This is a genomic window from Bacillus sp. UNCCL81 (assembly GCF_900112535.1).
Taxonomy (GTDB): domain Bacteria; phylum Bacillota; class Bacilli; order Bacillales; family Bacillaceae_G; genus Gottfriedia; species Gottfriedia luciferensis_B.
Window position 1 is genome coordinate 1 of sequence record NZ_FOMF01000006.1, and the last position, 13,023, is coordinate 13,023.

11 protein-coding genes are annotated in these 13,023 nt (G+C 31.7%); 9 read left to right on the forward strand and 2 right to left on the reverse strand.

What is annotated here, in order from left to right:
- Nucleotides 1-341 precede the first annotated feature (341 nt).
- Nucleotides 342-704, reverse strand: coding sequence for a group I truncated hemoglobin (locus BM319_RS13895; RefSeq protein ID WP_069033764.1), 363 nt, complete (start codon nucleotides 702-704; stop codon nucleotides 342-344).
- A 359-nt stretch (nucleotides 705-1,063) separates the two neighbouring features.
- A complete protein-coding gene (locus BM319_RS13900; RefSeq protein ID WP_091023244.1) occupies nucleotides 1,064-3,679 on the reverse strand; it encodes a right-handed parallel beta-helix repeat-containing protein in 2,616 nt (871 codons plus the stop codon).
- A 522-nt stretch (nucleotides 3,680-4,201) separates the two neighbouring features.
- Here BM319_RS13900 and BM319_RS13905 point away from each other — a divergent pair.
- The 9 genes from BM319_RS13905 to BM319_RS13945 all read left to right on the forward strand — a co-directional run bounded on the left by BM319_RS13905 (nucleotide 4,202) and on the right by BM319_RS13945 (nucleotide 13,004).
- Nucleotides 4,202-4,909 (forward strand): YveK family protein, encoded by a 708-nt coding sequence (locus tag BM319_RS13905; protein ID WP_091023246.1) that lies wholly within the window; start codon nucleotides 4,202-4,204, stop codon nucleotides 4,907-4,909.
- Nucleotides 4,896-5,558, forward strand: a complete 663-nt coding sequence (locus BM319_RS13910) for a CpsD/CapB family tyrosine-protein kinase (protein ID WP_286143766.1) — start codon at nucleotides 4,896-4,898, stop codon at nucleotides 5,556-5,558. Before BM319_RS13905 ends, BM319_RS13910 begins: the two co-directional genes overlap by 14 nt.
- A gap of 252 nt (nucleotides 5,559-5,810) precedes the next feature.
- Nucleotides 5,811-5,984: a hypothetical protein gene (locus tag BM319_RS24750; RefSeq protein WP_175495614.1), complete on the forward strand. Its 174-nt coding sequence runs from the start codon at nucleotides 5,811-5,813 to the stop codon at nucleotides 5,982-5,984.
- Nucleotides 5,981-7,819 carry a polysaccharide biosynthesis protein gene (locus tag BM319_RS13920; protein ID WP_091023252.1) on the forward strand — a complete coding sequence of 613 codons (1,839 nt, stop codon included), beginning with the start codon at nucleotides 5,981-5,983 and terminating at the stop codon, nucleotides 7,817-7,819. The genes BM319_RS24750 and BM319_RS13920 overlap by 4 nt, the downstream gene beginning before the upstream one ends.
- An 11-nt stretch (nucleotides 7,820-7,830) precedes the next feature.
- A complete protein-coding gene (gene galU, locus BM319_RS13925; RefSeq protein WP_091023254.1) occupies nucleotides 7,831-8,721 on the forward strand; it encodes a UTP--glucose-1-phosphate uridylyltransferase GalU in 891 nt (296 codons plus the stop codon).
- Between the two features lie 25 nt (nucleotides 8,722-8,746).
- Nucleotides 8,747-9,901, forward strand: a complete 1,155-nt coding sequence (locus BM319_RS13930; RefSeq protein ID WP_091023256.1) for a glycosyltransferase family 4 protein — start codon at nucleotides 8,747-8,749, stop codon at nucleotides 9,899-9,901.
- A complete protein-coding gene (locus tag BM319_RS13935) occupies nucleotides 9,886-10,995 on the forward strand; it encodes a glycosyltransferase family 1 protein (RefSeq protein ID WP_091023259.1) in 1,110 nt (369 codons plus the stop codon). The genes BM319_RS13930 and BM319_RS13935 overlap by 16 nt, the downstream gene beginning before the upstream one ends.
- A gap of 3 nt (nucleotides 10,996-10,998) precedes the next feature.
- Nucleotides 10,999-11,883, forward strand: coding sequence for a glycosyltransferase family 2 protein (locus tag BM319_RS13940; protein ID WP_091023261.1), 885 nt, complete (start codon nucleotides 10,999-11,001; stop codon nucleotides 11,881-11,883).
- Nucleotides 11,884-11,915: 32 nt separating this feature from the next.
- Complete coding sequence (locus tag BM319_RS13945) at nucleotides 11,916-13,004, forward strand: EpsG family protein (RefSeq protein ID WP_091023263.1); 1,089 nt, start codon at nucleotides 11,916-11,918, stop codon at nucleotides 13,002-13,004.
- Nucleotides 13,005-13,023: the final 19 nt, after the last annotated feature.

Below are 13,023 nucleotides of genomic sequence, written 5' to 3' on the forward strand. Positions count from 1 at the left end.
AATCCTAATCAAATAGCCTTTACTTAGAGTAATCTAGCAGTTTTTATTAATCAGTTTGTAGTTCATTTAATATCGAACATTAAACTAAATTAGTCAAATGAATTTGTTTTTCTAAGAATAAGCTCATAATTTTTTAACTTCTGAAAAAAACATGTCTAGTGTTATTGGAATCATAAAATTGCTCGAACATATTACATTTAAAACCATTAAAAGATCATCCAGAAAAATGATAATTTCATCATTATTAAATGTTCATTTAATGTCCGTTTTCCCTATTGACCATTTTATATTTCAACACTCTGTAAAAGCTACTATCATAGATAGTAGCTTTTATTGAACTATTATTTATATTGTATGTCATCTCTTAGTGATTCAACCTTTGTTAGGGCTTGATCGATGTCTGTTTCGCTTACCCCGAAGTGAGCTAGTGCATCATGGAGATGGGTAGCAATTGCATTAAAATGTTCGGGTTGAATATTCATTCCTTCATGAGCTTTTGACATGGATTTGCCAGTATATTTGTTAGGTCCACCCAAAGCAAAACTAATAAACTTTGTTTGGTGACGACGTTGCTTGTCCATATCCGTTTGATCAAAGAAATGATTAACTGTTTCATCTTTTAGGACTAATTCATCGTAAAAATAATCTACTACTTTTCCAACTGTTTCTTCTCCACCATATTTTTCATAAAGAGTTTGTTCCATTTAGTAGCTTCCTTTCAAAATAAGATATAAGTAGAATCCCCTAAATTAACAATTTAAAACTGTCTATTTAACGATTAATTCATGATATGAAAATACATTTGCTAAACAATTATGCTTCTTATAATTTAACGCTTATATGTAAGTCTAATCAATCCGTTTAAACAAATTGATTAGACCATTATAGATTCAACCAGCTATCCATAACTAGAACTTACTTTGTAGAAAGTTTTAAACTGTGTATGAAGTAATATGTGTAATCGTTAGAATGAATATTTTTGTATAGTAATATCAGATAAATTAATAGTAGTTGAATTTTACTTTAATAAATAATTAACGCACCTATTGTTTCAACTATTTTTTTAAGTGACTGTATTGTTTTTGTTAATATCTTTAGATGTTAATGCAAGTGTATTATTGATTAATGTGTTGTCTTCAATATCATAAGGAGGCGCACCGATACCACCGTTAGTTGTGTCAATTCCAACCCTTTTTATTTTGGATGTTATTTTGTTTCCTTTAATTACTGCTCCTTTAACTTGAGTAGGAGAATTTTTCCATGCGTCACGGCCGATTTGAATGATTGGATGATCTGCAGAAGTTGTTACACTATCATTTATTGTATTGTTAAGAAAGGAAAAACTTGTTGCATTATTTACTAAAATAATGTTACCTGATACAGATTTATCGAAGTCGAATGTTGAGCTTGATATAGTAACATTTGGATATCCATTGTCATTATCAAGTATGACAGTACTATTTTTAAACTGTCCCTGATTAATAGTTACTTTTCCAGGATAGAAATTGATCTTTCCATTTGTAACAATTAGATTGTTATAGTTTCCAGAAGCTAATCGAGATTCAGTAGTATTATTAAATGTAACATTCGAGTATACATTCGAAGCGAGTCCATTGCCACTTAGACCATTGTTTCCTTCTAGATAAATAGTACTTAACGTTATTGGCTTGTCTCCCCATATAGCAAAACCATGTAATTCTGAATCTTGTCCAGAAGATGTAAGAGAAATATTGGATGCGCTTATGCCGTTTTCAACAGTCTGAGTAAAGCTGATATCTGAATCAACACCAACAAGACCATCAACAATTATATTTTCTCCACCGTCAAAAACTGCTCCACTTTTTGTTAGTTTGTTATTTGTAAAAGTAATATTAGAAGAGCCGTCAGAACTTACAAATGAAGAATTGTCAAAGGTGTTATTAGAAGCAGAAACGCCACCCCAGCTAGTTGAAGCAAAAGCAGCATCAGGACCAAAGTAGTTATTATTTGCTATTGCATGGCCACCATAAGAGAGTACCATATGAATTTTATTATTTAAAAATTCATTTCCGCTTATCTCCGTATTTATACCCGGGTAAAATCCAGGCTCTAAATCAACTCCACTTCCAGGAGCGACTCCACTTATATCGTGTATTTTATTATTGAGTATTTTGACACCATCAGTACCTACTAAACTTATGCCTTGTCGACGGTTATTGCCGATATTGCAATTTTGTATCAATAAATTTTCTGTAACAGCAACGGACATCATTTGAACACCAACATTTGCTGTACTTGTAGCATTAAAAACAGCACGCCATTTAACCGCGTCATCTGGAATCTTAGAATATCCAAAAGATGAATTGAAATCTTGATCTTTATCAGTTTTAATTAAACTTCCATCTGAGCGATAATAATATAAATCGTATTTCCCGGATACACCTTCAGGATTCCACATCATAATATTTCTAAAATGAGGATTTTGATACGCTGGATCACTAAGCGTATAAGGTTTAGTGCGAATTTTTCCTGATTGGCTAATAGGGTTTCCATTTGCATCTAATCCACCTAATTCTAGGTTGGTTGAATCAATCGATTCGCCTGTGACTGTTGTACCACCGGCTTGAACACCATCACCGGTAAAATCTGTAAAATTAACACCATCAATAATGACATTACTTGCTCCCTCTGTTATGATTCCAAATCCCCACTCATGCGTACCTGAAGTGTAAGGACCAACATAAGTGTAATCGTGAGTATATCGGTCACCTTTCAAGGTCCCACCTTTTATTGTCACATTCACAATGTCTTTACTTAGCGAAATAATAGCGTATTGTTCCCATTTATTTGTTTCCTTTTGAAGAACCGTATCACTATCCATTAAAAATGTCATATTACTTACCATATTAATTTGAGCATTATGATCTTTATCTTCAACGCCCTTAGCTATCAAGTACGTACCACCTAATACATGAAAGGTAGTGTATCCATTACTGGTTGCCCACTGTAATGCCTGGTTAAATCCATTCGTAGTTTCAATAGGATGAGAATTATCATTATAAATTCCCCATCTAGTTCTTTCTTGCGAAGTTAGTTCATATACTCCAGCTGGAGGAGATACAACCGTAGTATCTTTTGTGACAACTGTGGAACTCGTAGATTGATTGCCATATTGATCATTCGAGACAGCAGTGATTGTAATACTTCCATTATTTAAAGAACTCATATTAAATAATACTGAAAAATTACCACTTGTATCAGATGTAGTTACTTTAGAGAGTGGGCTATGAATACCATCACTAACAGTTACTGTTACTTTTTGGTTTGCTTCCACTTTTCCATTTACTGGATAAGCACTTTGATTTTGTAAAGTAATATTTGAGACACTTAAAAGAATCGTTGGTCCAACGGTGTCTTTTAAAACAGTCTTATTAACCTTTCCACTTATATTACCTTTTGTATCTTTTTGATAAGCTTCCAAATTTAATTGGCCATCTTTTAGAGTAATGAGATTAAATTTTGTAGAAAAGGTACCACTTGAAGTTGCTTTAATAGTAGTAGAAATCGTATTTTTGTTAGGATCTTTAAACGTTAAATAAATAGTAGCATTTGCAATTCCGCTACCACTTACAGTATAGGAGCTTGCGTTGATACTTGTTACAACAGGTAAACTATTAATCTTTGGACTACTAATTGCCAAATAACATGACACTCCTTATAAATTATTATTTTTATAGGAGTAGTATATTTATTTAAGTCCAAATTGCTTGTACTAATTAAGAGAAAGCATAAAAGATGGTGAAACTATCTAGTAAGTATATGGGGAATTATTAAAAAAACCTAATTTTTCCTAGTAATTAAGTATGGTAATTGTTCGTTTAAAAGAACGTCTTTGTTCTTATGTTTAGTACTAAACATAATTTATTAACAATAAATTTACTAGGAATTTATAATTAATTTACTAGAATCTACTATTATTAAAGTGTAGTAAAATAGGTATAAATTGGAGCGAAAATATTATTGACTAGTTCATTATAAAGAATTAAAATTAAGTTCATAATTACCCTAATTTTCAGATTTTATTTAGTCATAAGAGTACTTATCATACATAATTATATGCTTACATACTATTTTGATAGCTTATTAAAACGTTGTTCGTTATATAGAATCTTTCGTCATGTTTTATTTCCAGTAAAAAATACTAAAAAATGAAGGTGAATGGATGAATAGTGTAAGGCCTAAGGAAATTGATATAAAGGAATATTTTGATGTAATTAAAAGTCGGTTTTGGATTATTATTGTTTTTACTATATTAACTACGTCAGCTGGTTATCTATATCAGAAATTTTATAATAATTATGTTCCTGTGTATGAGTCTTCAACAAGAATTATGCTTAATACAAAAGATGATTTGAGTACGTTAATGGTTATGATGGACGATCCATCTGTTTTGGAAAGGGTAATTAATAACTTACATCTTAGTATTTCTACAGAAGATTTAGCCAAAAAATTAAATGTTACAAGAATAAATGATTCAACAATTTTTAGTATTACGGCTCAAGATAATAATCCAATTATCGCCAAAAATATTGCCAATGAAACAGCAAAATCATTTAAAGATGAGGTTAGTAATATATTAAATTTTAAAAATGTTCAGTTACTATTTCCTGCAAAAGAAACTTCAATCCCAATTAATCAGCAAAGTAATAAAGTCATAATTTTTGCATTTGTTATGGGGATTGTTATTAGTATTGCATTAGTATTTTTAATGGATTCTTTAGATCAAACAATTAAAAGACGAAGCGAGGTCGAAGAAATCCTAGGGGTACCTGTAATTGGCATTGTTCCAAATATGAATAAGAAAAAGTTATTAACTGAGAAAAAGAAATATAAATTATTAAAAAATGAAGGTGAGAATGTTGATATTTAATAAAAGAAAACAAAACACAGCCTTTAAAAAAAGAAATCTAGTAACGTTTACAAATCCAAATTCAATTATATCTGACCAATTTCGAACAATACGTATAAATTTACACTTTTTAACTGAGGAAATCAAAAATAAGATCCTCTTAATTACTTCAACTGGTAAAGGTGAAGGAAATTCAACAATTAGCGCTAATTTAGCTGTATCGATGGCCCAGCAGAAAGAAAAAGTCTTATTGATCGATGCTAATTTAAGGGAAGCCTCATTACATACAATTTTTAAATTACAAAACAATGTTGGATTAACAGATTTGTTAACAAAACGAATAGAGCTTAAAGATGTAGTAACAAGTACAGATTTTGAAAACTTGGATGTTTTGACTAGTGGCACAATTAATTTTAATCCTGTAGAACTTTTGGCGAATTCAGCGGTTAATGAGTTATTTAAAAAATTGATTACCTCTTATGATATTGTACTAATTGATTCACCATCAATATTAGACTATACAGAGACAAGAGTACTTGCAAATCAATGTGATGGTGTAGTTTTAGTACTTAACCGTGGTAAAACTGAAATAGAAAAGACGATTGAGGCTAGTAGAGTAATTGAGCTATCACATGGACGATTGATCGGTGCAATTATAAATGAAAAGTAAGTAAAATTTTTACTACTTTGTTCTTAATTAAGAACAACGTTTAATAGAATAGTTTAGGTAATGTCTACTTTCCTTTATCAATGTAGGCACTCGATCATGCTGTGGGTTGAAATATACCTTAGACGCAAGTCGTCAAGAGTGTGGTGTGAGGGTGGGTTGAATGCCCGTTTTTTATATAAAGTGTTTATTTATGTGCTTTTTTTAAAGAGTGCAAAAATAAGCACTTTATTAATACAGTATGGGGATGTGAATATGAAAAATAAGGATAGGTCACCTAAAACAATAAAGAATAGAATTAAAATCATTCAACAATTTGAATGGCTAGATGAAACTAACGGGTTACCAAATAATAAAGTAAATGACGATGGTAGAAAAAAGCTTGAATTATATAACGTAGGATGGTTTATGAGAGGAGCACTCAAGTGACTTATAGGCAAAGATTATCTCTATTTATAATTATTGATTCATGTATTGTACTCACATCCATTTTTATTAGTCGATTTTTGGTAGACGCAACAATTGATATTTTTATTAAACCTGTTTTTATAAGTTCACTTTTTCTTTTATTAAGCCATCATATTTTTTCTTTAATTTTTAAACTTTATAAAAAGGCATGGGAATATGCAAGTATAGGCGAAATAATTATTATCTTTAATATTGTAACGTCTTCGATAGTTACATCATTAATTATCCAGCAAATGATTATGCAAAAAACATATTTCAGGTTATTTGCGGTCGCTTGGTTACTCCATATGATATTAATAGGTGGTTCAAGATTTACTTGGAGGTTATATCGAGATTCACTCGTTAGAAAAAATATTATTAAGAAGAGAACATTAATTATTGGTGCTGGCGCAGCAGGCACTATGGTTGCGAGACAGCTTTTAAAGAGTAACGATAATTATAGTCATCTCCATCCTGTTGCTTTTATAGATGATAACGTAAAAAAACATCATTTAGATATATTGGGAATTCCCGTTTTAGGCGGGGTTGAAAAAATTGAAAGTGTTGTAAATAAGTATTCAATTGAAAATATTATTATTGCCATTCCTTCGTTACGTAAAAAGGAGTTAAATATTATCTTTCAGGAATGCTCTAAAACAAACGCTAGTACTAAAATACTACCTATGTTAGAAGATCTAATTACTGGTAAGGTTTCAGTCAATCAATTCCGCGATGTTCAAGTAGAGGACTTATTAGGAAGGGATCCTGTTGTAATGGATATGGGCAGCATTTCTGAATCAATTACAAATAATGTTGTATTAGTTACAGGAGCGGGAGGATCAATCGGTTCGGAAATTTCACGACAAATTTCTAACTTTAATCCTAAACAATTAATTTTACTTGGCCATGGTGAAAATAGCATTTATTCAATTGAAATGGAATTAAAGAATAGTTTTAAGGATTCTAGCATTGAATTTATAACAGAGATTGCTGATTTACAAGATGAAAAGAAAATGATGTCAATTATGGAACATTATAGTCCGGATGTTGTCTACCATGCAGCAGCACACAAGCATGTACCTTTAATGGAGCGAAATCCGGAGGCAGCAATTAAAAATAATGTAATTGGTACTATGAATGTTGCAAAAGCAGCTAGCTGGCATTGTGTAAAAACATTTGTCATGATTTCAACTGATAAAGCTGTCAATCCAACGAGTGTAATGGGTTCAACAAAAAAACTTGCAGAAATGATTATTCAAGATATGGATAAAAATAGTGATACAAAATTTGTAGCAGTTCGATTTGGAAATGTGCTAGGTAGTAGAGGGAGTGTTATTCCACTATTTAAAAAGCAAATCGAAAATGGAGGCCCTGTCACTGTTACTCACCCAGATATGGTGCGTTATTTCATGACGATTCCCGAGGCATCTAGGCTGGTGATACAAGCAGGGGCATTAGCAAAGGGTGGCGAAATCTTCGTATTAGACATGGGCGATCCAGTAAAAATAGTAGATCTTGCTAGAAATTTAATTTTATTATCAGGTAACTCACTTGATGATATAGAGATTGAATTCTCAGGAATGAGACCGGGAGAGAAGCTATTTGAGGAATTATTAAAAGAAGAAGAAATTCATGAAGAACAAATTTATCCGAAGATTTATATTGGAAAAACAACGGATTTGCATATAAGTGAAATACATGAAATTATTGATAACTTTTCAGATTTAGAGAAGGACGATCTTAGAGAGAGATTATTGAATTTGGCCAATAATAGGGTTATTTCTCAAACGAACGCTACAACACCAATTTTAAATTAAGGGAGAAAAAAATGAAGATTAAAAAAGCCATAATACCTGCTGCTGGATTAGGAACTAGATTTCTACCGGCAACAAAAGCAATGCCAAAAGAGATGTTGCCAATTGTAGATAAACCTACTATTCAGTATATAGTTGAAGAAGCTATCGAATCAGGAATAGAGGATATTATAATTGTAACCGGAAAAGGTAAAAGAGCGATTGAAGATCATTTTGATAATTCATTTGAATTAGAACAAAATCTATTAGAAAAAGGTAAATTTGAATTATTATCAGAGGTTCAGAAATCATCAAAGATGGTAGACATTCATTATATTCGCCAAAAAGAACCAAGGGGCTTAGGTCATGCGATTTGGTGTGCACGCAAATTTATAGGTGATGAACCATTTGCAGTGTTATTGGGCGATGATGTTGTTAAAGCCGATACACCATGTTTAAAGCAGATGATTGGGCAATTTAATCGATATAATGCTTCTATATTAGGTGTACAAACTGTAAATGAAGCTGAGGTTTCTAGATACGGAATTGTTGACGGGAGTTTAATAGATAATCATTTTTATAATGTTCATAGTTTAGTAGAAAAACCAAAGCAAGAAGAAGCTCCTTCAAACTTAGCGATTTTAGGCCGCTATATACTAACGCCGAGAATATTTGATATTTTAAGTAATCAGAAACCAGGGGCTGGAAATGAAATTCAACTGACTGATGCAATTGCTGAACTTAACAAACAAGAAGCAGTCTATGCTTATGAATTTGAAGGAACTCGATACGATGTAGGCGAGAAATTAGGTTTTATTAAAACGACTCTTGAGTTTGCTCTTAAAAGGGAGGACTTGAGACATAGTGTTCTAGATTATTTAACGGAACTAATGAAAAAAGAATTAATTAGCGGGTCAAATGATTAGAAAATAATGTTGATAGGTGAAAAAGATGAAAAAAAAGGTGCTCTTTTGTGCAACTGTGGATTATCATTTTACGGCATTTCATATGCCATATATAAAGTGGTTCAAGGATAATGGCTGGGAAGTACATATTGCTGCTAATGGGGAAAACAATATTCATTATGTCGACAAAAAGTTTAATCTACCTATTCAAAGATCGCCTTTTAATTTTAAAAATATAAGGGCACTAAAAGACCTTAAAAATATAATAGATGAAAATAATTATGAGATCATACATTGCCATACTCCTATGGGTGGGATACTTGCTCGCCTTGCGGCTCGTAAGTCCAGGGCTAAAGGAACAACAAAATTGATTTACACAGCACATGGATTCCATTTTTGTAAGGGTGCACCTATATTAAACTGGCTATTATATTATCCTATTGAAAAATTCATGGCACCCCTATCAGATTGTTTAATAACGATTAATAAAGAAGATTATGAGTTATCAAATAGAAGTTTTAATATTAAAAGAATCGTACATATCCATGGGGTTGGAATTGATACAGAGGATTTTAAGCCAATTGATGAATTAAATAAAAAGGTAGTAAGAGAGTCGTTTGGATATCAACCAGATGACTTTTTGCTTTTTTATGCAGCAGAATTTAATAAAAATAAAAATCAACAATTTCTACTTAATTCATTGGCACTAATGAAAGATGAATTGTTGAATGTAAAACTTCTACTTGCTGGGGAAGGTGCTTTACTAAATGAATGTAAACAGTTAGCAAATCAACTTGGAATTTCACATATGGTAGAGTTTTTAGGTTTTAGAAAGGATATTAAAGAAATCCTACCTATGTGTGACGTTGCAGTTGGGTCTAGTCTACGTGAAGGTTTGCCGGTCAATATAATGGAAGCCATGTCTTGTGGCTTACCGATTATAGCAGTAGATAACCGAGGGCATAGAGAGCTTGTAATTAATAACAAAAATGGATGGCTTGTAAAGAGTAATGACTCCACTGGTTTCTCAAGCGCTATAAAAGACCTTGCCGAAAGAAAGGGTCTCAAAGAGAGGCTTGGGGCTAATAGTAGAAAGATCATTATGAGAAAATATAGCATTGATAAAGTATTATTGGAAAAAAGTGAGGTATATAAGAGCTATATGAAGGAAATGGAGGATACAATGTGGGCGACCCTTTAAGAATCTTACATACCGTTGTTAATATGAACAGAGGTGGCGCGGAAACATTAATAATGAATTTGTATCGTAATATTGATCGAACGAAAATACAGTTCGATTTTTTAACGTGTAAAGAGGGGGCATATGACTCTGAAATAATTGCCATGGGTGGAAAGATTCATAGAATTCCATATATAACGGACGTTGGTCATATAGGTTATATAAGAAAACTAGATAAATTTTTTAGGCTAAATCCTAATTATAAAATCGTACATTCTCATATGGATAAAATGAGTGGCTTAGTTTTAAGAGCTGCAAAAAAAGCTAATATACCCACGAGAATTGCCCACAGCCATAATACAAAAAGTGAAGGTGGGTTGGCTTCACAGGTTTATAAATGGTATGCGGGTAAATACATTGAGCCCAATGCTACCCATTTATTTGCTTGTTCGGAGTCAGCAAGTAGGTGGTTATTTACTAAACGTTCAAGTGAATCACTAATCTTAAAAAATGGCATTGAAAGTGAGAGGTTTCAATTCTCATTAAATTTAAGAAAACAAATTAGGGATCAGTTAGATATCTCAGACAAAGCATTTGTACTTGGCCATGTTGGAAGATTTAATCAACAAAAAAATCATCTTTTTTTACTAGAAATTTTTGCTTCACTATTAAAAGAAATGCCGAGTGCAGTTTTAATCTTAGTTGGAGGAGGTTCCCTTCAAGCAAAAATAGAATCGAAAATAAAAGAACTTCAAATAGAGAAAAATGTAAAGTTACTTGGTATTAGAGATGATATTCATAAACTTTTACAAGCAATGGATGTGTTTGTATTCCCATCTTTACACGAAGGTTTACCTGTAACGGTAATAGAAGCACAAGGTGCAGGTTTAACTTGTATTATTTCAGATGCGATTACAACAGAAGTTGATATGGAGATGGGACTAATTCAATACTGTTCATTAAATGACAGTGAAAAATGGGTTGAGAAAATCTTGAAAGAAGCAAAAAGAAATTTTAAAAGAGGAAATGCGGGAAGTGCATTGATCCAAAAAGGATATGATATTCGCATAACAGCGGAGAATACCCAAAAGACATATATCTCGTTAGGGAGGTAGGATATGAAGAAATTAACTGTATTTACTCCAACATTTAATCGAGCATACTGTCTTCACAAATGTTACGTGAGTTTAAAGAATCAAACATGCAAAGAATTTATCTGGTTAATCATTGATGATGGTTCAACTGACAATACTAAAGAATTAGTTGAAGGCTGGATCGAAGAAAATAAAATTGAAATTATGTATTATTGGCAGAAAAACCAAGGAATGCATGGTGCCCATAATACCGCTTACCAGAAAATTGTCACAGAACTTAATGTCTGTATTGATTCAGATGATTATATGCCTTTAGATGCGGTTGAAAAAATTATTAAGCACTGGAATCAATTTGGTAACGATCATGTGAGTGGAATTATTGGTCTAGATGCATATTCAGATGGAAAAATTATTGGTACAAAGTTACCGGTTAATAGAAAACAGTCTAGATTATTTGATTTATATAATAAATTTGGAGTAACTGGTGATAAAAAACTTGTATATCGAACAGAGTTAACAAAAAAATTTCCATATCCACTATTTAAAAATGAACGTTATGTTGGTCTAGCATACAAATATCACATGCTTGATAAACAATACGAAATGCTATTAATGAATGAAACTTTATGCTATGTAGAGTATCTTGCAGATGGATCATCTTTAAATATGTTAAGTCAATATATTAAAAATCCGAATGGATTTGCATTTTATCGAAAAGAAATGATGAAATTGCCATTTGCAAGTCAGTTGTTTAAATTCAGACAAGCCATTCATTATGTTTCTAGTAGCATTATGAGTAGAAACTGGAGTTTTTTAGACGAGACGCCTAAAAAAGGTTTAACAATCTTGGCGATTCCATTTGGGATAACTTTATATATTTATATTACGACAAAAACAAAAACCGCCTAAAAAGTGGTTTTGTTTTTTGGAAGGATATTGGTATGACTATATTTTGGTTCAATTTAGCAATTGTATTTGTTTTTTCATTCATGGCACGGGTAACCTCAAGGGTTAGCATATCTAGCACCGCAACATTATCATCGGTCTATATAAAACCTAATAAAACGTTGGCATTTGTTGTATTAGTAACTCTAGTTTGCGTATCGGGACTTAGATCAAATATCGGGGACACATATGCATATGTGGATATCTATAAAAGACATGACTTTACATGGAACTATATTTTAGAGTCTAAGGATATTGGATTCGGCATTCTGCAAATGATTTTAAAATATTTTTCTTCAAATCCTCAAATATTGTTAATTACAACAGCGATTATCACAAATGTATTAGTTATTTTTACTTTATATAATTATTCAAGAATTTTTGAATTGAGCGTTTATGTGTATATTACTGGTGGTTTGTTTTTGGTCTCTATGAATGGTATCAGACAAGTACTTGCTGCATCCATTGCTTTTGCAGGTATACGGCTATTGCTGGAAGGTAGCTTTAAACGCTATCTACTCGTTATTTTATTTGCTTCTTTATTCCATCAAACTGCACTTATTTTAATTCCAATTTATTTTCTTGTCCGCTTTAAGGCATGGTCAAAAGTAACAATCGCTCTATTATTATTTTCAATCGTATTCATAATTGGATTTAATCAACTTTCAACTTATTTGTTTAACGCTATTCAAGATACCCAGTATGCAGTCTATAAAAACTTTCAAGAAGGTGGAGCTAGCATTATTAGAGTTGCAGTAACAGCAATTCCACTTTTAATTGCTTTTGTGGGAAGAGAGAAGTTAAGAGAAATGAATCCAAAGAGTGATATTGTTGTCAATATGGCTTTACTTGGATTTGTCTTTATGCTTATTTCTACGCAAAATTGGATCTTTGCAAGAATTTCAATTTATTTTAGTTTTTATCAGCTAATTTTAATTTCATGGATTGTGAAATTATTTCGAGTAAGAGATCAAAAGTTAATCTATTATGGCATACTAATTTGCTACTTTTTTTATTATTACTATGAAAATGTAATTAGTCTGCAAATACAATATTTCAGCGATTATATTAATTTAAACTGGTAAAAGTGATTATTTTTTAGTC